General features: G+C 42.6%; 23 protein-coding genes and 1 riboswitch. Of the genes, 1 reads left to right on the forward strand and 22 read right to left on the reverse strand.

Translation table 11 applies throughout. The features are described 5' to 3' along the window. From AC25CA_RS09150 to AC25CA_RS09255, 22 genes are all read right to left on the reverse strand, one after another. Entirely contained in the window at positions 1-456 is a 456-nt protein-coding gene (locus tag AC25CA_RS09150; protein WP_486813549.1) for a Fur family transcriptional regulator, read from the reverse strand. Positions 457-471: 15 nt separating this feature from the next. Then, positions 472-699: a DUF1292 domain-containing protein gene (locus AC25CA_RS09155; RefSeq protein WP_486813550.1), complete on the reverse strand. Its 228-nt coding sequence runs from the start codon at positions 697-699 to the stop codon at positions 472-474. Then, positions 696-1,118: a Holliday junction resolvase RuvX gene (ruvX, locus tag AC25CA_RS09160; protein WP_486813551.1), complete on the reverse strand. Its 423-nt coding sequence runs from the start codon at positions 1,116-1,118 to the stop codon at positions 696-698. The genes AC25CA_RS09155 and ruvX overlap by 4 nt, the downstream gene beginning before the upstream one ends. Before the next feature lies 1 nt (position 1,119). Beyond that, a complete protein-coding gene (locus AC25CA_RS09165) occupies positions 1,120-2,076 on the reverse strand; it encodes an aldo/keto reductase (RefSeq protein WP_486813552.1) in 957 nt (318 codons plus the stop codon). A gap of 55 nt (positions 2,077-2,131) precedes the next feature. After that, positions 2,132-2,410 (reverse strand): IreB family regulatory phosphoprotein, encoded by a 279-nt coding sequence (locus tag AC25CA_RS09170; protein ID WP_486813553.1) that lies wholly within the window; start codon positions 2,408-2,410, stop codon positions 2,132-2,134. Between the two features lie 56 nt (positions 2,411-2,466). Continuing rightward, complete coding sequence (gene alaS / locus AC25CA_RS09175; RefSeq protein ID WP_486813554.1) at positions 2,467-5,088, reverse strand: alanine--tRNA ligase; 2,622 nt, start codon at positions 5,086-5,088, stop codon at positions 2,467-2,469. 108 nt (positions 5,089-5,196) lie between these two features. Further along, on the reverse strand, positions 5,197-5,841 hold the full coding sequence (locus AC25CA_RS09180) for a thiamine diphosphokinase (RefSeq protein ID WP_486813555.1): 645 nt from the start codon (positions 5,839-5,841) through the stop codon (positions 5,197-5,199). Further along, complete coding sequence (gene thiT, locus AC25CA_RS09185; protein ID WP_486813556.1) at positions 5,838-6,389, reverse strand: energy-coupled thiamine transporter ThiT; 552 nt, start codon at positions 6,387-6,389, stop codon at positions 5,838-5,840. Before thiT ends, AC25CA_RS09180 begins: the two co-directional genes overlap by 4 nt. A 43-nt stretch (positions 6,390-6,432) precedes the next feature. Continuing rightward, a riboswitch (TPP riboswitch) is annotated at positions 6,433-6,534 on the reverse strand. Positions 6,535-6,565: 31 nt separating this feature from the next. Beyond that, complete coding sequence (rpe, locus tag AC25CA_RS09190; RefSeq protein WP_486813557.1) at positions 6,566-7,228, reverse strand: ribulose-phosphate 3-epimerase; 663 nt, start codon at positions 7,226-7,228, stop codon at positions 6,566-6,568. Between the two features lies 1 nt (position 7,229). Then, complete coding sequence (rsgA, locus tag AC25CA_RS09195) at positions 7,230-8,087, reverse strand: ribosome small subunit-dependent GTPase A (protein ID WP_486813558.1); 858 nt, start codon at positions 8,085-8,087, stop codon at positions 7,230-7,232. Further along, positions 8,084-10,021 carry a Stk1 family PASTA domain-containing Ser/Thr kinase gene (gene pknB / locus AC25CA_RS09200; RefSeq protein ID WP_486813559.1) on the reverse strand — a complete coding sequence of 646 codons (1,938 nt, stop codon included), beginning with the start codon at positions 10,019-10,021 and terminating at the stop codon, positions 8,084-8,086. The genes rsgA and pknB overlap by 4 nt, the downstream gene beginning before the upstream one ends. Further along, positions 10,018-10,746 (reverse strand): Stp1/IreP family PP2C-type Ser/Thr phosphatase, encoded by a 729-nt coding sequence (locus tag AC25CA_RS09205; protein WP_486813560.1) that lies wholly within the window; start codon positions 10,744-10,746, stop codon positions 10,018-10,020. Before AC25CA_RS09205 ends, pknB begins: the two co-directional genes overlap by 4 nt. Next, complete coding sequence (rlmN, locus tag AC25CA_RS09210) at positions 10,743-11,786, reverse strand: dual-specificity RNA methyltransferase RlmN (protein WP_486813561.1); 1,044 nt, start codon at positions 11,784-11,786, stop codon at positions 10,743-10,745. The genes AC25CA_RS09205 and rlmN overlap by 4 nt, the downstream gene beginning before the upstream one ends. Beyond that, positions 11,783-13,090, reverse strand: a complete 1,308-nt coding sequence (rsmB, locus tag AC25CA_RS09215; RefSeq protein WP_486813562.1) for a 16S rRNA (cytosine(967)-C(5))-methyltransferase RsmB — start codon at positions 13,088-13,090, stop codon at positions 11,783-11,785. Before rsmB ends, rlmN begins: the two co-directional genes overlap by 4 nt. An 8-nt stretch (positions 13,091-13,098) precedes the next feature. Then, on the reverse strand, positions 13,099-14,049 hold the full coding sequence (gene fmt / locus AC25CA_RS09220; RefSeq protein ID WP_486813563.1) for a methionyl-tRNA formyltransferase: 951 nt from the start codon (positions 14,047-14,049) through the stop codon (positions 13,099-13,101). Further along, complete coding sequence (gene def, locus AC25CA_RS09225; protein WP_486813564.1) at positions 14,046-14,510, reverse strand: peptide deformylase; 465 nt, start codon at positions 14,508-14,510, stop codon at positions 14,046-14,048. Before def ends, fmt begins: the two co-directional genes overlap by 4 nt. A gap of 14 nt (positions 14,511-14,524) precedes the next feature. After that, a complete protein-coding gene (gene priA / locus AC25CA_RS09230; protein WP_486813565.1) occupies positions 14,525-16,828 on the reverse strand; it encodes a replication restart helicase PriA in 2,304 nt (767 codons plus the stop codon). After that, positions 16,828-18,018, reverse strand: coding sequence for a bifunctional phosphopantothenoylcysteine decarboxylase/phosphopantothenate--cysteine ligase CoaBC (coaBC, locus tag AC25CA_RS09235; protein WP_486813566.1), 1,191 nt, complete (start codon positions 18,016-18,018; stop codon positions 16,828-16,830). The genes priA and coaBC overlap by 1 nt, the downstream gene beginning before the upstream one ends. Before the next feature lie 12 nt (positions 18,019-18,030). Next, positions 18,031-18,300, reverse strand: a complete 270-nt coding sequence (gene rpoZ, locus AC25CA_RS09240; RefSeq protein ID WP_486813567.1) for a DNA-directed RNA polymerase subunit omega — start codon at positions 18,298-18,300, stop codon at positions 18,031-18,033. Continuing rightward, positions 18,287-18,910 (reverse strand): guanylate kinase, encoded by a 624-nt coding sequence (gmk, locus tag AC25CA_RS09245; protein WP_486813568.1) that lies wholly within the window; start codon positions 18,908-18,910, stop codon positions 18,287-18,289. Before gmk ends, rpoZ begins: the two co-directional genes overlap by 14 nt. Before the next feature lie 10 nt (positions 18,911-18,920). After that, positions 18,921-19,178: an extracellular matrix/biofilm regulator RemA gene (gene remA / locus AC25CA_RS09250; RefSeq protein WP_486813569.1), complete on the reverse strand. Its 258-nt coding sequence runs from the start codon at positions 19,176-19,178 to the stop codon at positions 18,921-18,923. A gap of 9 nt (positions 19,179-19,187) precedes the next feature. Continuing rightward, the gene (locus tag AC25CA_RS09255) at positions 19,188-20,066 is read right to left on the reverse strand and encodes a YicC/YloC family endoribonuclease (RefSeq protein ID WP_486813570.1); all 879 of its coding nucleotides are present in this window, start codon (positions 20,064-20,066) and stop codon (positions 19,188-19,190) included. 125 nt (positions 20,067-20,191) lie between these two features. Between AC25CA_RS09255 and AC25CA_RS09260 the strand changes: the two genes are divergently transcribed. Beyond that, positions 20,192-21,913 (forward strand): Rqc2 family fibronectin-binding protein, encoded by a 1,722-nt coding sequence (locus AC25CA_RS09260; protein ID WP_486813571.1) that lies wholly within the window; start codon positions 20,192-20,194, stop codon positions 21,911-21,913. The last annotated feature ends 2 nt before the right edge of the window (positions 21,914-21,915 follow it).

A 21,915-nucleotide genomic window follows, 5' to 3' on the forward strand; every position in this document is an offset into this window, starting at 1 on the left:
TCAGTTCTCCTTTTTATTTGAACGGCTTTTCTGACAAGACTTGCAAATCCCAAAAAACTTTACGCTGTGATCTGTAATCTGAAACCCATTGTTTTTTTCGATTGATAATTCCAATCCTTCCAACAAATCAATTTCTACTTCCTCAACCCGACCGCACTGTATACAGATAAGATGATGATGCTGATGCGCATTGCTTGAACACAATTCATAGCGGCTCAACCCATCATTAAAATTCATCTTATAGACAATGCCTAAATCTTCCATTAGCTGTAGGGTGCGATAAATCGTCGCAAGCCCAATTTCAGGATATTTATCCTTCACCCGATCGTAAATTTCTTCAGGACTGGGGTGCTCGCAGGAGTCCTCATAAAGAACCTCAAAGATCACCCGTCTCTGTGTTGTCAGTTTATACCCGTTTTTTCTAAATATTTCTAGATAGCGTTCTTTATTGTCCATTTCATCCTCAACTTCTTAAGAATCTAGGTCCATTAAAATGATATCGCGCACCTCTTGGTACTCGCTCTCTGTGTCGATTTGCTCTAAAATCAATTCTTCATCATGCTCTTGTACCAAAAAAATAAAGGCTTCTCCTTCATCTTCGAACTGAACCAAAGCATACTTTTTATCCGAGTACTCATACATCTCAAGGATTTCCAAATCTTGTTTGACTCCCTGATCGTTTAAAAAACTTCCAATCATGCCCTGCTCCTTTCCAAATCCAATACCGTTTGCAATATTTGAACGGCTGCCACTTGATCAACAAATTGTTTTCTGTTTTCTCGGCGAATACCGTTTTCAATCAAGATCTGTGTTGAGCGACTCGTTGTCAGTCGCTCATCGGCAAACTCAACAAGAACATCGAATCTTTTTTTCAATCCTTCTCCAAAAGCGATGGCTTTTTCAGCCTGCAAGCCAATAGAATTATCCATGTTCTTTGGCAATCCTACCACAATTTTTTCGATTTCTTGGGCGTTGAGTAATTCTGCGATAGCCGCATAATCTTTCTTTTTCCCAATTCGAATAATTGTTTTAACTGGCTGCGCCATCCATTTCATTTCATCACTGATCGCAACGCCAATTGTTTTATCTCCAACATCCAACCCTAAATATCTACCCATTTTACACAACCTTAATACAGAATTCTTTGCAAGCTTTGGCACAATATCCACACCGAACACATTTGGATTGATCCAAAACAACGGCTTTACCGCCTTTTAGTCCCAATGCGTTTTGCTGGCATGCTTCAACACAAGCACCACAACCCACACACCAATCTGCTATTTTTAATTTTTTTTCCTGAAAATGAAAACGTTCTTCTTCATCCCGATCCCAAACTCGATCCACAATGCTCCGAACGTTCAGATCAACTTCTGTCTTACTTTGCATACCGATTGCAATCACTGTTTCTGGAAATTCCTTTTGAAGATACGAAATTGCCCGAGGGTATTCCTCTAGCAGGTGACCGCCACCCAAAGGTTTCATTAAATAGCAACCCATCCCACGATCAATTTGCTCGTGAATAGCTTGTTCCATCTCCATTCTCTCACCGTCTGCAATACCAATGCCTCGTCGATTAATTAGAGGGAATACCACATCCATTAGCGGAACTGTCTCGGCCGCCTTAACTCCTTTAATAAAATGAGTCGAATAGCCAACACTACGTATTACCCCTTTTTCCTTCTGTTCCAAAAAATATTCAATCGCTTGACGATGTCCCCTTAAAGTATGTTCGCTTTCCTGTTCATGAAGCATCATCAGATCGATATAATCCGTACCAACCTCCATCAAAGCTTTCTCCAAGCTTTGCTGTGCTGTTTTTCGGTCATAAGCATAACACTTTGTAGCCAACACAAACTCCTGGCGTTTCACTCGCTTGAGGAGAGCGCGAAAATGTGCATAGTTCCCATATAATTCCGCCGTGTCGAAAAAATTGATCTGGTGCTCTTGGATCGCATAGGCAAACAAGTCTGCCGCTTTTTCTGCAGTAAAGTTTTTTTGAAGCGCACTCGTAGTCAACGATCCAAAACAAATTTTCGAAACGCGAATTCCTGTCCTTCCTAAATTGGTAAATTTCATAAATTCCTCTTTCACTTAAAGAAAAGTACAGCAAATACGGCTGTACTTTCTCCCCTTACTTGGTTACATTGTTTTGAATATACTCTCGCAGAATTTCTTCCAATAATTCATCTCTCTCGATTCTGCGAATCAGGCTCCTGGCGTTGTTGTAGCTTGTGATATACGTTGGATCTCCTGATAAGAAATAGCCGATCAGTTGATTGATTGAATGATACCCTTTCTCTTCAAGCGCTAAATAGACGTCACGCAAAATCTCTTTTGCATCATTTTTATCGTCAACCGCAACCTGTAAATGAATGGTATGATTTGAATCAACGGTTTTTTCTTCTGTCATAATGGTATCACTCCTTTCTCTCAAATTATACCACAGAAAGAAGATCCATCAAAGATTTATAAAAACTTCTTCGCCTCTTCTTTAGCAAAGGTTAAAATTTCATCTACTTTTTTCGTGTTAGGCGCACCTGCTTGTGCCATGTTGGGACGTCCGCCGCCGCCGCCGCCGGCTAATTTCGCCATGGCGCGAATCATATTTCCAGCATGGAAGCCTTTTTTCACAAGATCCTCACTACCTGAAACTAGCAACAATAATTTACCTTTTGATTCCGTGACCCCGGCAAATAGATACGATGAAGATTGATTTTTCATGCGATCCATCAGACTCCGTAGTCCATCCACATCTTGTCCTTCAAATGCAGCAATCAAAACCTGAGTATCGCCAACAAGCTCAACCGCATCAAAGATCGATTCAAACATCTGATTCCGCAATTGCGCCGTTGCTTGTTCCAACTCCTTTTTCAACTGTTTTTGTTCCGCAAGAAGATCAGAAACACGACCTTTTACATTTTCTTTCTTCGTACGCAGAATGGTTGCCAATTCCGCTTGTTCCTCTTCCAATTCATTCGTATAGGCATAGGCTGACTTACCTGTAACCGCTTCAATTCTTCGTACGCCCGCCGCAATACCACTTTCATGAAGAATCTTGAAAATTCCAATATCACTAGAATGTGAAACATGGGTTCCACCGCAGAGTTCCTGGCTGTACCCTTCCACCGATACAACTCGTACCTTTTCGCCATACTTATCCGAGAATAAAGCGGTTGCTCCAGATTGAACGGCTTCCTCCATGGTCATTAAGTCTGTGACAACCTGATGATCTTCATAGATAATTTCATTAACACGCAACTCCACCGCTTTTAACTCCTCGTGAGAGATCGCCTCAAGGTGGGTGAAATCAAAGCGCAACCGATCCTGTGATACCAGGGATCCAGATTGACGGACATGATCACCTAGCACCTCTTGAAGCGCCTTGTGAAGAAGATGGGTTGCGGTATGATTCCTGGCTGTTGATCGTCTTCGCGATCCTTCGTAAACCACCTCAACCTTATCTCCAACAGATAGAAGACCTTGCTTCATCTTTACCTGATGAAGGAATGCACTGCCGTTCTTTTTGGTATCCGTAATCTGACCCTGACCAGTAGCCAATTGTATTTGGCCGTGATCACCAAGCTGTCCTCCACTTTCTCCGTATAGCGTGGTGCGGTCAACAATCACGATTCCTTTTTCATTTTCAGCCAAAGTATCAACCTTAACACCCTCTTGGAAAATCGCTAAAATCGTCGCTTCAGTCTGATCCAATTCATATCCAAGGAATTCCGTTTGATAGTCATTAAAGGTTTCAGCCGATCCCGCTAGCCAACTTTCTTGATCCTGAGCACTTCTTGCCGCTCGCGCTCGTTCTTGCTGTTGCTCCATGGCTTTTTGAAAACCCGTTTGATCCACAGTAAATCCTTTTTCTTCCAGGATCTCAATGGTCAAATCAAGCGGAAACCCAAAGGTATCATACAGACGGAATGCCGCTTGGCCTGGTAATTCCATTTTCCCACTATCCTTCACTTCTTCTAAGAAGGTCTCTAGTTTCTGTAACCCCTGCTCTAAAGTCTCTAAAAATTTCTTCTCTTCATATTCCAATACCTTGTGAATCTGAGCCTGCTCCGACTCAAGGTTCTTGTAAAATTCTTTCCAATTGTCAATAACCACTTGGGAAAGATTGGCTAAGAACGGTTTCTCAATACCAATCAGTTTTCCGTGGCGATACGCGCGTCGAATCAATCGACGCAGGACATATCCTCGCCCTTCATTGCTGGGAAGGACGCCATCAGAAATCATAAAGGTCGCCGCACGAAGATGATCTGTGATCACTCGAATGGACACATCAGTCTTCTGATCCTTCTTATAAGTCAGATTTGCTGTTTTTTCCACGGCTTCAATAATTTTTACAATGGGATCAATCTCAAAGATATTCGCGCACTCGTTCAAAATGATCGTTAAACGTTCCAAGCCCATACCCGTATCGATATTTCGCTTGGCCAGAGGCAGGTACTCACCCGTTTCCTGTTTGTCAAATTGTGTGAATACAAGATTCCAAACCTCGACATAGCGGTCACATTCGCATCCTGGTTTGCAATCTGGGTCACCACAACCATATTTTTCTCCCCTGTCAATATAGATTTCAGAGCAAGGTCCGCAAGGACCGGTTCCATGCTCCCAATAATTATCCTCTTTACCCAATCGTACAAGACGAGATTCAGGCACACCTACTACATCTCGCCAGATTTCATAGGCTTCATCGTCTTCCAAATAGACAGACGCCCATAGGGTTTCTGGATCGACTTTCAACACATCCGTCATAAATTCCCACGCCCATTGAATCGCTTCTACCTTAAAATAATCACCAAAAGAGAAATTCCCCAGCATCTCAAAAAAAGTGCCATGGCGATCTGTTTTTCCGACATTTTCAATATCACCAGTCCGAATGCATTTTTGGCAAGATGCCATTCTTACACTTGGCGGTGTTTGCGTTCCAACAAAATATGATTTTAAGGGTGCCATTCCCGCATTAATCAATAGCAAACTCTTATCATTGATTGGCACCAATGGATAACTATTTATAATCTGATGTTCTTTTTCCTGAAAAAATTGCAAATATTTCTCTCGTAGTTCGTGTAAATTCATAGGAAGCCTCCATCTTAGTTTTGATGTTTGGTACTATTTTCTTCATTAAACAATTCTACTGAAATCGCGACGGTTTGTCAATTGTACAAAAAAACCGGCTTTCGCCGGTTAATCATTTGACAAGATCAAGAGTGCCACGCCCTCCATCACTTCAATTTTAATATCCTCTCCAATACTCTCATTGCTAACCCCGCGTGTCTGGCCGAACAACAAACGTTCTTGATCCAAAGGATACTTCACTCCGGTCTCAGAGACTAGAACCCCCCCCATGGAAAGAGGCAAAATAGACAGGTATCGATAACTTTCCACTTCTTCTTTTCGAATCGTCTGATGTGAAGACAATACCCGGGCTTGATTCTTCTCGTTGGCAAGTATAACCTGCAAGCCCAAATCATAAAAGCGCTTCAACATCAATAAATTCGAAAAGCTATGATCCCATCTTGTTCCGGTAGCACCATATACGAACACCTCGTCCAAGTCCAGTTCCACACAAAGCGCTAAAGCCAGTTCTAAATCGGAAGCATTTTTTTCTGCAGGGAATTTGTGCAGACGATCTTTCGGAATCAAAGGAATGTCAGCAGAATCAATAGAATCAAGATCACCCAGATAGTAGTCGGCTTGCAACCCGATCCGTATAAATACAGAGATCCCTCGATCTACGCCAATGACAATGGTCCCGCCTTCCCGATTCTCTAAAATATCTTTCATGCCTGAATCCACGGTTCCCCCAGCGACTACAATACCCCGTTTCATTTGATCTTAGCGAGTGGTCGCAATAAAACGCTCAACAACAAGAAGGTGACCAAGATCTCAGGCAACATATATGAACCGTTATAGATAAATGAATAGAGCCAAGGATTTTGTCCCTCTGGTGCATAGATTGCCCATACCGTTCCACCGGCAATAAAATGTGCCGCAAAACGACCAAGCATACCAAGAAGGATAGCCAGATAAAGGCTGATCTTCGCTTTTCCTCCATTTCGCATGGCATCAAAGCTTGTTTTGGCGATACCCGCTAGACCCAGTGCACCAAATGCCAAAGCATAATCCAAAAAGATCTGAATCGGTGTCATTGCATAAGGTTCAAGAATCATTTGTATGATTCCATAGACAGCACCCATAAAAATACCGGGCTTTAATCCCCATCTCAATGAAAAAATCAAAATTGGAATCATACTACCTGCGGTAATGGAACCACCTTGTAGATTGATGGGTAATGAAATTTTAATTAAACTTAAAACTGTTGCCAATGCGATTAAAATTCCTGCTTCTGTGATCATTTGTGTCGATTTACTCTTCATGTTTTCCTCCTCGAAAAAAAAGCCATTTTCAAGGAAAATGGCTCTATATTCAGAGTCACTTCCCTACGCTGGAATCACCCAGATCAGGTTATAAGGGTCGAAAGTCGCCTTTCTTCTCAGCCGTGAGGCTCCCCTAGTGCATATGATTAATTTCGTGTTCAGTATAACAGGTTCTTTTAGCCCTGTAAAGCCAACATTTCCCGTACATCTTTTGTCGTTTGTTCTGGATTTTCACTATTGAATATGGCAGAACCCATAACGAAAACATCGGCTCCAGCTGCCACTAATTCAAGAATATTCTCACGATTCACACCGCCATCGACTTGAATTTCAACCTGCAAGCCCATACGTGTCACCAAGTCCCGCAAGACTTGGATCTTTGTTTTGATTTGAGGGATAAAACTCTGACCCCCAAAACCTGGGTTCACACTCATCAACAAGACCAAGTCAAGATCCGGCAATAAATATTCAATGGTATCCAAAGAGGTGCCAGGATTTAAAACAATTCCAGCCTTACATCCCTGAGCATGAATAGCCTGCAATACTCGATGGGCATGAGGGGTGGCTTCTACATGAAAGGTGATTAGATCTGCGCCAGCCGCAGCAAACTCTTCGATATAACGTTCTGGTTTATCTATCATCAAATGAACATCCAAAAACATCTCCGTACAGGCTCGAATGGATTTAATGACAGGTGGTCCCATTGTGATATTGGGAACAAATTGCCCATCCATCACATCAATATGCAAATACTCAGCTCCACCACGTTCTACTTTTTCAATATCCTCAGCCAAATGTGCAAAGTCAGCCGATAAAATCGAGGGTGCAATTTTCGCCATATTAATACCTCCGTTTATTCATAGTTTCATCTAATAGCAACAAATAATTCTCATATCGAATCGGATCAATCACGCCACGCACGGCACAACCCGGCTCGGTTCGATGCAAACAATCGTTGAATCGACACGACCCTGCCAGGTCTATCATTTCTGGATACCCCAGCTGAATATCCTGGGCGTCCAAGGAAGCCAGATCTAGGGCGCTAAAACCAGGAGTATCGGCGACCGCTCCTCCGTTCCTCAAGAGCAAAAGCTCTGTATGGCGAGTCGTATGCTTGCCCCTCTGTGTCTTTTCGCTAACTTCCCCCGTTCGAAGTGCCAATCCCTCTTGCACCGCATTTAGCAAGGACGATTTTCCGACACCGGATGGACCGGCAAAAACTGAAATTCGATCGCGTAGAACATCTCTCAGCTCATCAATCCCCGTCTTTGATTTTGCTGAAGTTACAAGCACCTGATAGCCAGCCTTTCGATAAAGCGCAGCCATCTCTTCCGTCGCCGCGTCCGATACCAAATCACCCTTGTTCAAACAAATAATTGCATCAATGCCTCGCACTGCACTCATCACTAAAAATCGATCCAAAAGGTTCAAATGTGGATCGGGGGATTTGAGTGCAAAAACAATGATCGCACAATCCACATTGGCAATTACAGGTCGTAACAAAGCATTCCTTCGAGGCAAAATCTTTTCAATCATGGTATTTCCTTCTGGATCGATGGACAAATCAACAAAATCTCCCACAGCAGGACGGACTTTTGACTTACGAAGTTTACCCCGTAGTCTGCCTTTCACAAGTTCCCCATCGGCCAAAATAATATAATTGCCTCCAACGCCCTTTACAATTCTCGCTTTACTCATTCATTGCTCCCACCAAAAGTCACATTATAATCAATTAGATATTGATCATCATAATAAATTTTATAGGTTTGCTGTCCCGTCCCTTTCAGGGCGATCGCTGCATTCCCTTGTTCAGTGCTTAGTACTTCCTCATATACGGTAATCTCTCCGCTTGGGCTGACCAAGGTAAGCTTGACCTTTACCGTCGGATTAGCTTGCGGCAGACGTAACGTGATCGTCTTTGAAACCTCTTTTGGACCTGCATCAGCACTTTCTTTGCTTACCTTCACACTGATTGCACTTCCAATAACAACATCCGCCCCTTCTGGATAACTTTGATATAAAATTTCACCAACAGGTTGGTCACTATTCTCGTAAATGGTCTGGCCGATTGTGAAACCCAAGTCTTCAAGTTGTTTTGTTGCTTCTTCCAACTGAAGACCAATGATTGACGGCATAGCACGATACTCTTTTTCCACACCAGAACTCACAATATAATTAATTGGAGTCCCTTCAGCTACCTGCTCACCCGCTACAGGCTCCTGACGAATGATAATCCCATCCGGCTCTTCAGAAAACTCATACACCAAACTGCCTTTGATCAATCCACTTCCACTTAACAAGACATCTATTGAATATGCGTAATTGTTAACAATATCTGGCACTTCCACCAGTTTTGCGCCCTTGCTTAAGGTGACCCCAACGGGAGATCGTTTAATCTTTCTACCTGCAGGAATCCCTTGCTCCACAATTACGCCCTTGTCATAAGAATTGCTGTAAATTTCTTTTTCCACATACAATTCAATACCAATGTCTTCAATTAGTGTTTGCGCTTGAGTCAAGGTCAATCCTTGCATATTCGGCACTTCCACCTCACTAATATTGACGATATTATTCATGGACAATTGATAGGCGCCAAACAAGACCAATAAAAAAGCCAGAATTACTGCCGCACCTGAAATTGCCCATTTTTTAAGACTTGAAACTTTCTTCTTTTTTGTCTTTTTTTTCGGCTGCTGTCGTTTCTGCTGCATGCTATTTCCATCCTCCGTCATTTTTCTTACCCGTTCTTTGACCCCCACAACATCCACTTCCGCTGTAGGTGAATCTGAAAATGTTTGTACGGCAATAGCTCCATTTTCAGGATCAATCTTCGCTTTCTTCAAATCAATAATCAATTCACGAGCGGATTGATATCGATTTTCTGGCAATTTCTGAGTCAGTTTTCGTATGATACTTTGATAGCCACTGGGCACATCGTCATTTTCATGAAAACTCAATTCCTCCTCTAAATGCTTCATCACCACAGAAATCGGAGTTTCACCCTTAAATGGCGCTCGCCCTGTCAACATTTCAAAAAAAACGATTCCTAATGAATACAAATCGGATCGCTCATCACTGTAAACACCCTTGGCTTGCTCCGGTGACAAGTAGGCAACTGAACCCAACACCTTATCTGAAACCTGAAGAGTTTCTGAGGTTGTCGCTCTCGCTATCCCAAAATCCATGACCTTGATATTTCCAAGATGATTCACCATAATATTCTGCGGCTTTAAATCACGATGAATAATATGGCGTTCATGGGCAAATTCTACCGCGCTAGCAATCTGTGCAAAAAATCGAATTGCCTTTTCAGGACTTAATCGTTTCTGGTCGCGGATCACATCTTGCAGTGTTTTCCCTTCTATTAATTCCATGACGATATAGTACATGCCCTGATCAGCGCCAACATCAAAAACATTCACAATATTGGGATGGTTCAATCCGGCAGAAGCTTGCGCTTCAATCTTGAATTTTTGAACAAATTCATCATCTTTCATCAAGTCACTTTTCAAAATTTTCACAGCAACTTGTCGGTTCAGCAAATGACATTTTGCTTGATAGACTTCCGCCATGCCGCCTGAACCAATACATTCAAGCAGTTCATAACGATTCCCTAATAGTTTCCCCTTCATGCCTTCACCCCTGTTTCCCCAATCTCAACCAATACCAGAGAGATATTATCTTCTCCCCCCCGTAGCAATGCCTCTTTAAGCAATTCCTTCCCTTTCTTTTCCAAAGAATTCTCGGATATCAGGATGGATTCCAAATCCTTAAAGGGCAATTTATTGCTTAATCCATCGGAACAAAGCAAAAACAAATCCTTTATTTGAACAGGAAATTGTATCAAGTCAGCCTCTGCTTGGGCATGGGTTCCCAAAGCGCGCGTAATGATATTTCTGTTTGGATGAGAAAAAGCTTCTTCCCTGGTAATCTTTCCAGCATCGATCAGCTCTTCTACATAGGAATGATCCTTTGTCAGCTGTTCCAGGCTGCTTTCCCGCACGCGATAAATCCGGCTGTCTCCAATATGACCGATCCAACCACTCTTGCAACTCGATTCGATATACAAAAGAGAGGTAGTCGTCCCCATCAGCTTTTGCTCTTTGTTCTGTGCAGTTTCAAAAATTGTTCGATTAGCAAGCGTAAATCCCTCTAGCAAGATGGCACGATCCACCTCTTCACAATTTTTGATGCAGGTGGACAAAGTCTCAACGGCCAATTGACTCGCAATTTCACCCCCAAAATATCCACCCATACCGTCCGCAACAATATACAATTGATCGGATTCACTGGCATAAACCGAATCCTCATTGATTTCTCTGATTTTCCCTCGATCAGTACACGAATAGATTTTCATTGATTATCTTCCTCCTGTGCTGCAACGAACCGTTGTTTCAATTGGCCGCAAGCAGCAGAGATGTCAGTCCCAAGTTCTCTTCTTATTGTAACATTCATAACCCCTGCATCTTGTAAATGTTTTTGAAACTTTCGTACAAAAACTTGTTTGGGCCGCTTGAAGCTTGGATCCACCGGATTGATGGGGATCAGGTTCAAGTGATAATTCTGATCGCGAAGGAGATCTTTTAACTGTCTCGCATCTTCAATTCGATCGTTCACACCCTCAATTAACGTATATTCAAAGGTCGTCCGTCGACCTGTTTTTTTCTGATGATTTTTTGTTGCCTTCATCAACTCCGGCAAATGATACCGCTTAGCGATGGGCATTAATTCCTCTCGTTTCTCCTGAAAAGGCTGATGCAATGACACCGACAAGTTTACCGGAATCCCAGACTCCGCCATGGCATAGATATTCGGAACTACACCGGCTGTTGACAAAGTAATATGGCGATAACCCATGCCCCGCCCTTCCGGATGATGGATAATTGTAAAAAATGTCTTAACTGCATCCCAATTGTCCAAGGGTTCTCCGGATCCCATCATCACAAGATTCGTTGATTTTTCTCCAAGAATTTTTTCGATCATGACAACCTGTCCCAGAATTTCAGATGGAGTCAAATTGCGAATAAACCCTTCTTTACCCGTAGCACAAAATACACACCCCATCTTACAACCAACTTGAGTCGATAGACACAGACTGATCCCATGTTGATAAAACATGGCAACCGATTCAACAATATGTCCATCGGATAATTGAAAGAGGAATTTGCGTGTCGGATCTATAAGCGACTGCATTTCATCCACGCATTTCGGTAAACGCAAGCTTCCCTTGGCATGTAAATCCTCTCGCATTTTTTTTGAAAAAACAGTAATTTCCTCCATATTTTCAATTGGTTGTTTATGAATCCATTGAAAAAATTGCTTGGCTCGAAATTTTGGATATCCAAATTCTCTTATTTGATTCTCTAATTCCTCATAGGACAAGTCTCGGTAATTCATATGGGTTCCTTTCTCAAAACAGCAATAAAAAATCCATTTGTGCCATCCAAATGTGGCATCAAGGTAATCATACCCGAGTTCTGTTCTAAAGAAATTCTAGAAACGGGAATCGGTTTGCCAATTTCTTGCAAAATCAAGTCGCTTTCCTCAAGTAACCACGCCACCTGATTTTCGTTTTCTTTGCGATTCAAGGTACAGGTTGCGTAAACCAAGATTCCCCCGCGTTTCAAATAGCGAACCGCTTGTTTCAGAATACCTCTTTGGATCTCAATAATTTCATCCAAATCCTCAGGCTTTCGAAGCCTTTTTATTTCAGGCTTTCTCCCGATCAAACCAAGAGCTGAACATGGAGCGTCCACCAAACAAACATCAAAATTTTCTATCCAATCTTCCTGCAATTTTCCTGCATCTCGAACGGTAAAAGAACAATTGTTAATACCCAAGCGCTTGGCTTCCTCTTCCATCCTTTCAATTTTTTTTTCAAAAATATCATTGGATACAATTTCACAATTCGGATATTTTTCAGCCAAATGAAAGCTCTTCCCGCCTGGTGCCGCGCAGAGATCCAGAATGCAGCCACGGTCGGGCAGATCAATCAAATCACCGACTAACATAGCACTCTCATCTTGAATAGAGAAGCGTCCCTTTCGATAAGCTTCACTCTCCGACAGTTCGCTGGCACGTTCAATCCGCATGCCCGAAGAGGAATAGGAAAGAGGCGCAACTTCATACCCCGCTGTAACAAGGTCCTTGTGCAAGGATGAAATTGAGCCCGCCAGTTGATTGGAGCGGATCGACACACCCCTTTGCTGTCCCATGACTTCCATAAGTGAAAGAGCCGTTTGCTCATCGTATTGCTTTCTCCATAAATTTGCAATCCACTCAGGGAATCCCCAAAACAACGCTTTCTCCTGAAAATTTGCTTGAGAAAGATCCAATAATTCATCCCGACTTTCAAGAACCCTTCTTAAAACCGCGTTGATCATTGAGGAAGCACGACTGGTTTTTGCATGTTTTTTTGCCAGAGAAACCGTTTCAAATATAGCGGCATATTCTGGAACCCAAGGCATAAAAAGAATTTGATATGCCCCCATCAATAGAAGCACGCGAACAGCCAACCGACTCTTTTTGAAAGGTTGATGCAGGTTCTTTTCTAAAACATATTCTAAATATAACCGGCGTTCTGTAATACCCAATACCAGTTCTCGAACCATGCGCTGATCATCAGGAGTCACCTTTCCCGTTAAGCGCGCATTCAATTCAATATTTAAATAGCGGTCCTCACGGATCGCAGTTTTCAACAATTCAAAGGCTATGCCTCTTGCGTCTCTTCCTTCGATAGCAAAACAACACCTTTCTCCAATGTATTTCCCCGCAAGAAATCTTCAACGGTCATTCGGCGCTTACCCGGGGCTTGAATTTCTTGAATCAGCAAAGAACCCTCTCCCGTTTGAATCTGGATGCCAGCTCTTGAAACAGCCAAGATCTCGCCGGGCATGCCCGCCGTATCTTCCACCTGACAGACCGAAGCAAAAACCTTCAGCTTGGTTGTAGCTGCCCTTGTCCAAGCTCCCGGGAAGGGATCAAAAGCTCGGATCTGATTATGAATCATTTTCGCAGATTTTTTCCAATCAATCTCCGCTTCCGCTTTCGAAATTTTTGCAGCATAAGTCGCTTTTTCTTCATCTTGCTTCACCGCTTGTGTTTCTCCGCGCAATAAACCATCCAAGACATCTACAATCATACGCGAGCCCAATTCAGATAGCTCATCATGCAAACATTCCATCGTCATAGATTCAGAAATTGCAATGGATTCCGATCGATACATATCTCCAGTATCTAGACCTACATCCATTTTCATAATGGTAATACCCGTCGCTGAATCTCCAGAAAGAATCGCTCGATGAATCGGTGCGGCACCCCGATACTTAGGCAATAGCGATGCATGGATATTGATACAGCCAAAGGTTGGCGCATCCAAAATCTCTTTTGGTAGTATTTGTCCGTATGCGACAATAACCATCACGTCTGCCCCTGCATTCGTCACATGTTCAATGGCTTCTGGATCACGCAATCGATTGGGCTGATACACAGGAAGTCCTAACTCCACAGCTCTTTTTTTTACCGGTGAAGGGGTCACTTTTTTACCCCGTCCCCGCGCTCGGTCGGGTTGTGTAACAACCATCACAATTTCATGAAACTGATGGATTGCATTCAATGCCGAAACCGAAAAATCCGGAGTCCCCATAAAGACTACTTTCATTCTTGAACCTCCAAAAGTTCTTCTTCAACACGATCAATATAAAGAATCCCGTTTAAATGGTCATTCTCATGGCAAATTGCACGGGCAAAATAGCCTTCCGCTTCTAGAATCTGTTCATTTCCCTCTAAATCCATATATTTTACTTTTAAATGATCCGGACGTTTCACCTTTCCCGTTTTTCCAGGTACCGACAAACAACCTTCGTAGTCAATTTGTTGACCACTCTGGTCGAAAATTTCAGGATTGATCATGACATGCAGGCCATTCTCTTCAATTTCTACTACGAATATTCTTCGAAGAATGCCAATTTGTGGCGCCGCTAAGCCTACGCCCTGTTCCGCTCTCATGGTTTCAATCATATCCTTTACCAAGGTTCGAATTCGTTCCGTCACGGTGTCCACTGGACGGCTCACCTTTCTAAGCACTGCATCTCCATCGTATCGCATTTGTCTAATTGCCATTTCGACCTTCCTTTCTATGCTTCTTCATTCCATAAAACTGAGATTTGACACCCCTCAGACCGCAATCCGATTAGGGGTGTTTCTATTTTTTGAAAATATTGATCCCTGAATTCTTCAATTCTACCTACAGGGATTTGAATAATAAATTCTTTGCGAAAATATCCGTCCGCTTTTGATATTCTAGAGGGAATCGGTTCTCCAATTTGAATATTGTCAGCATGTTTCGCACCTACCTTTAAAAACAATTGTCTCGCACTTTGAATCCCTTGTTCCAATCGATCTTCCCTCCGCGAGGAACCGAATACCGTCAACAAATGACCAAATGGCGGAAATTTCAAAATTTGTCTGATGCCTTGTTCATTCTGATAAAACCAATCTGACGAGTGGTTTGCCACCGCCTCAATCGCATAATGGTGAGGAGAATAGGTCTGCAGCACCACGTGACCGGCCTGTTGACCCCGGCCCGCTCGACCAGATACCTGATCCAACAATTGATAGGTTTGCTCCGCCGCGTCATAGTTACTGCCATACAAGGATAAATCTGCCGCCAAAACACCAATCAATGTAACCTGCGGGAAATCCCATCCCTTGGCAATCATCTGGGTGCCAATCACGATATCACAATTGCCAGATTTAATCGTTTCATACATGTCCTGAAAACTTTCCTTAGAGCGGGTTGTGTCATAGTCCATTCGTACAATTTTCGATTGGGGAAATGTCTTTTGAACAATTCGCTCCAATTTTTGCGTTCCCGCTGAAAAGGGCTTTAACCATGTACTTCCACAGTCTGGACAGGTACGTACTTTTGGAAATCTTCGTCCGCACAAATGACACCGCAGTGATCCATCCTCATGATGATAGGTCAACGACACATCACAATGACTGCATTTTAATGCTTCGCCACAGGCTCTGCAAGAGATAAACCCTGAAAATCCCCTTCGGTTCAAGAACAAGATCACCTGTTCCTTTCGTGCAAGGGTTTCTTTCATTTCCGCATACAGACGACGACTGATCATACTTCGATTTCCCTGTTTCAATTCTTCGCGAAGATCAATAACTTCAACGCTTGGTAAAACCGCATCCTTTGCTCGCTCCCTTAAGGGGGTGTAATGATAGATCGCTGACTGTGCTGCCTGATATTGCTCAAAAGTCGGTGTTGCTGAACCCAAAATCACGGGAGCACCCAATTTCATTCCAAGCTTGACAGCTACTTGGTCAGCCCGAAATCGCGGCGCTGACTGTGAATGATAAGACCGGTCATGACACTCGTCAACAATAATTAACCCTAAATTCTGCATGGGCGAAAACAAGGCCGAACGTGTTCCCAAGACTAATGAAACCTGACCTTTTGAAATTCGTTCCCAAGCAAGCTTTCTTTCCTTTACAGAGAGACGGCTATGCAAGACTGCGACAGAAACTTGAAATCTCTGTTGAATTCTATCGATCATTTGTGGCGTTAGAGCGATCTCCGGGATCAGATAGCAAATGGTTTTTCCTTTTGCTAAAACCTGATCAATCAAATGAAAATAAATTTCAGTTTTACCGCTTCCTGTCACCCCGTGAAGGAGAATCGGTTTTTCACTTCCAAATTCCTGAATTTCTTCAAAAACAGCCTCTTGTGCATGAGTGAGCGCAAGAATTCGAATTGAAAAATCCGATGTTTGTTGGCTCTTCATGCAACGAAATTCGATCATTTCTTTTTCTCGCATCGCTTTTAACACGCTTGTGTTATCTAATTTCAGAAACTTCATCAAAACTGAAACGCCAATCCAATCCCCCTGCTCCATCAAATACTGAAAAACTTGATTTTGCTTTTTGGCTTGACGGGATGGTGCAAGCAAGGGTTGTATTAATCTGATCTCCTGATCCCGAATCGAAAACTGTTTCTTTTTCACTTTCTCTTGAATGCGAAAAAGAAATTTTTCGGATTCAATCAATTGTTTAAATGGTTCATTCTCCTTAAATATATCGCCAGAGTGACAATGAATCAAGTCATAAGACGCAAAGGCATATTCCGGAAAAAAAAGCCTTGCCGCCTCATAAAAAGGTGAAAAATACTCTTTCCGAATCCATAGCAAAAGGGACAATCGTTCGCTCGATAAGGTCAGGCTCGATGGAAATCGACCAAGAATCGGTTTTATGGCATATTTGCCTTGATGCACTTCTTTTGTTTCAATCACCAATCCCTTTTTTAACCGATTGCCCTTCCCAAAAGGGAGTGCAACCAATTCTCCAGGGAAAAGTTTCTCCCCTGCCGGTACGGAATAGGTGAAAGCCTGATGCATCCCCAATTGAAAAACCAGCACCTCGGCAAACACTATTTTGACTCCCGAATACGCAAAAACCGATCGAGGATACGATCAGCGACTGATGCTTTTGTCATTTTAGGCAAGGCTTCTACACCGACCAAATCAACCAAGGAAACCTGATTTTCTTCGGACCCAAAACCAATATCCTGTCGGGAAATATCATTGGCAACTACCAAATCTAAAGATTTTTCCTTACATTTTTTCTTTGCATTTTCAATCAAATTCTGGCTCTCGGCAGCAAAACCGATAACAACTTGTTCCATTTGTCTTGGTGTTGTGCGTAAAATATCAACCGTTCTGACAAGGGTAAGTTGAAGATTGCCATCACTTTTCTTAATTTTTTCTCTTTCTATCTGTTTAGGTTGATAGTCCAAGGGCGCTGCCGCCATAATCAATCCATTAGAATTTTTAAATGATTCAGCAACAGCAGTTGCCATATCACCAGTTGTTAGTATAGGGATCCAATTTACAACTCTTTGCAACTTTTCCGGACATGTTTTTGCAATCAGGTCCACTTTCGCTCCTCGTCGGCTGGCTTGTCTTGCCAACTCAAATCCCATTTTTCCTGTTGATCGATTGGTGATCAAACGGACCGGATCAATTGCGGCCTCTGTTGGTCCCGCCGTGATCGTCAAAGACAAGCCCGAAAAATCCGCTTTTGACAGACTCTTTTCCATGGCGAATACGATCTCTTCCACATCCAAAAGTTTCCCTTTTCCAACATCGCCACAAGCAAGTCTGCCTTCTGCTGTTTCCAAGACAAGCACGCCTCGCTTGCGCAAAGTTTCTATATTTTCTTGAACCGCAGGATGTTCAAACATCTTTGTATTCATTGCTGGCGCAATCATCACAGTTGCTGTCGTTGCTAAAAGTGCCGTACTCAAAAAATCATCAGCAATTCCATGGGCCATTTTTGCAATTATATTCGCCGTAGCGGGAACAATTGCAAAAAGGTCCGCTTTCTGAGATAAGGATATATGCGCCAATTCCCAACCCTTTGGCGTTTCAAACTGCTTGACGACAACAGGATTGCCCGATAGGGTTTGAAAGGTTAAGGGATTGATAAAAGAAGTAGCATGTTCAGTCATTACAACGTCGACATTTGCGCCAGCTTTAATCAATCGGCTGCATAAATCAGCCGCCTTATAGGCCGCAATCCCTCCACTTACCCCAAGAACAATATTCTTTCCCTTCATCATTGACCTCCGATCTTATTCGGTCGCTTGTCCTTCTTCGACTGTTGATGTAATTTCCTCAACAACCTCTTCAGGTTCCTCGATTGCATTAGGATCATACGCGGTATAATTCACCTTTCCTTCATAGAACTCTTCAACAGCCATAGAAATTGGTTTCTTTGATTCAGTTTCTACCAAACATTCATTTTTTTCAATCAATTGGCGTGCACGTTTTGCAACCACCATCACCAAGGTATAGCGACTATCTACTTTCTCCATTAATTCGTCAATATTAGGCTTCAACATAAAACTCTTCCTCCCTGAAATTATGAATTCTCTTATGGTTTCTCTTAATCAAGCAACGCTCTGCCTTTAAAACAGCTTCCAGTTCTTCAACTGCCAGTTCAACTTGATCGTTTACAATGCAATATTCGTACTCAAATGCTTGCTCGATTTCTTGCAAGGCGGCTCCGAGTCGTTTTTTTAAAGACGCTTCCGTTTCGGTTCCCCGTGATGTGATTCTCTTTTGCAGTTCCTCCAAGGTTGGAGGTAAAATAAAGACAAAGACACCATCCGGGTATGCTTCCTTTACCTTCAAGGCGCCCTGAATATCGATCTCAAGCAAGACATCTTTTCCAGCTTCTAGGGAATCAAGAACAAAATTCTTCGGTGTACCATAGTAATTTCCATATACTTCAGCATATTCTAAAAATCCGTTTTCGTTAATCTGCTCAATAAATTTTTCCTTTGCAAAGTAGTGATAACTCACCCCCGGCGTTTCCAGTTTTCTCGGCGCCCGTGTCGTTGCAGAAACAGATAATCTGATATTTGGTTGCTTGGCTAAAAGAGCCGAACATACCGTGCCTTTCCCGGCTCCAGAGGGTCCTGAAACCACAATTAATAATCCCTTTGACATCGCAATCCTCCTAGGCATCCGCCGACTTGTGATCTTCCAGTCGATGTGCGACCGTTTCGGGCTGCACAGCTGAAAGGATAATATGATTGCTGTCTGCCACGATCACAGCTCTCGTTCGTCGACCATAAGTTGCGTCGATTAACCGATTCGCTTCTCTTGCTTCTTGAATCAACCTCTTGATCGGCGCAGATTCCGGGTTGACAATTGCAATGATTCGTTTTACTGGCACGATGTTTCCAAATCCAATATTAACAAACTTCGATTGCATTCGCCCCTCCTATTCGATGTTTTGAACCTGTTCCCTAACCTTCTCCAAATAGCTTTTTATTTCAATGACCGTCTCTGTAATCCCAACATCGTTGGATTTTGATCCAATCGTATTGGTTTCCCGATTCATTTCTTGAAGGATGAAGTCAAGCTTTCGTCCAATCGCCTCGTTTTTCTGAATCACATCGGTAAACTGCTTCATGTGACTATTCAATCGTGTAATTTCCTCGTTGATATCCGCGCGGTCTGCAAAAAAAGCGACCTCATTGGCAATTTTAGCTGGATCCAACTCGATTTTTTGATCCAAAAGTTCAATCAAACGTGTTTCCAGTTTCATTTTGTATTCCTTGACAACCAATGGTGCTCGGTCTGCAATTGTTTTCGTTAAGAGCGCCACTTCATCCAAATATCCTTGGATATCCGCTTGAAGGTGATTCCCTTCAATTCCACGCATTTCCGACAGGTTTTTTACCGCCGCCTCAGAGGCTTCTAGCAAGACTTCCTGCAACAACTCTTCCTCTGCTTGCGATTGCTCCACCTGAATAATATCATTAAATCGCAACAGATGATCCAAGCGTGTTGCTTCTTCCATATTAAATCGTTCCTTTAAAGCCTCCAGGGCATAATAATAAGCATCTGCCAAAGTATTGTCGACAGAGACCTTTGTAAATGCTTCTGTGTCCATATCCATATTGATATAGGTCTCTATACGTCCTCGTTGCAAATGCTTTTTTATCGTTCGCTTCACCGATTCTTCCGCAAATTTCAACATTCGCGGCATCTTAATGTTGGGATCCAAATAACGATTATTCACGCTTTTCATTTCCACAACAATTCGAATTCCGTTCTTTTCTGATTCTCCTCGTCCAAAACCAGTCATACTCTTCATTTTTCGCACCTCCATACCTCTACTATACTATCATGTCATCACTCAGAACTCTATGGAATATGACGTTTTCTTAACATATTTTCTTTCTGCTCTCCAGTACAATTAAATGATAAGGAGTGATCACTATGGCTTATGACGGATTCCTCGTGAATCGTTTAGCAAGAGAATTACATGATCTGCTTAAAGGCAGACGAATCGACAAGGTCTTTCAACCCGAACACGACGAGATCCAACTCAGTATTCGAGGCATCAAAAAAGAGAGACTTTTGATCACGATCAATGGCACTTTCCCGCGCATCCATATGACAACATACAGCAAGCCCAACCCAGCAAAGCCGCCCATGTTTTGCATGCTGATGCGTAAGCTCTTAGGTGGCGCACAAATCGAATCCATTGAACAGGTTGGATTTGATCGCATCATACGAATTAATTGCATCCGAAAAACGGAACTATACGATCATGAAAAACTTTCCTTGATCATTGAAATGATGGGCAAGCACAGCAATTGCATGTTAGTTGACCATGAAAATCGAATCTTAGAAGTTCTTAAGCGGGTATCTAACGATATGAGTTCCATTCGGCAAGTTATGCCAAATTTGCTCTATACCCTGCCACCGAATAAAAAAGCCTCTCCCTTCGATCTGGTGACAGCCGAAGCCTTTCAAGAAATTCGACCCGATTCTCTATCGCGTTCTTATTTTCAATTGGTATCCGGAACAAGTTACGATATTGCAGATGAATTTGAATGGCGCGCGATAAACAATCACGCACAAACTTCCGATGATTATCTAGCGGTTCACTTATCCATGCTTAAGGAACTGACTGAGTCGGCAAAGCCGCTTCTATACAATTCAAATCCGGAACAAAAGCTAAAACGAACGGTCAGCGCTCTGACCCTCACCCATCGAAAAGATGAACCCCTTTCTTTTTCTAGCTTTAGTCTTTTGATCGACGATTTCTTTTACTCTCAGGACAAGGCGCAGCGCACCCATCAAAAAACCAGCGATCTAACAAAATTGCTGTCCCAAAAAGTACATGGGCTAGAAAAAAAGATTGAAAAACTACATGCGGAACAAGACAATGCCCAGAAAAGAGATATCTACCAAAAATACGGCGAACTCTTAATGGCAAATCTATATACCAAACAAACATCGCGTGACTCCATTGTTGTCGTGGATTACTACACGGAAGACCAATCCACCCTAGAAATCCCACTGAATGATCAATGGAACCTCCAACGCAATGCGCAACATTACTTTAAACGCTATCAGAAGTTAAAAGCTGCAATGATCCACACAGAGGAACAAATGGAGATTGCTACACGAGAAAAAGACTATCTCGAGACGGTCCTGACAGCTTTAGAGTCCGTTGAAACTGAGGACGATATCGAAGGGATCCGCTTTGAACTTCAAGAAAATGGAATACTTCGAAAGCGACATACGAAAAAACAAAAGAAAATTCGACATATCCCCCTTCGCTACAAAACCAGTGATGGATATGTTGTCTTAGTAGGAAAAAACAATTATCAAAATGAAGAAGTCACCTTTAAAAAAGCGGATCGCATGGACTGGTGGTTCCATATCACGGCATATCCGGGTTCCCATGTAATCTTGATCACCAACGGTGATGAAATCCCGGATCGGAGCATGGAAGAGGCCGCTATGATTGCCGCTTACCACAGTAAAGCCAGGGAATCCAGTCTCGTTTCTATTGATTATACACGTAGAAAACATATTAAAAAGCCGGCCCACAGTAAGCCCGGCATGGTGATCTATCATGAGTACTATTCCATGCATATCACTCCAGATTTGGAAAAAATTCAATCACTACGAGAAAAAGAGAAATAGGC

It is taken from the genome of Gottschalkiaceae bacterium SANA (assembly GCA_036323355.1).
In the GTDB taxonomy this organism is placed as follows: domain Bacteria; phylum Bacillota; class Clostridia; order Tissierellales; family GPF-1; genus GPF-1.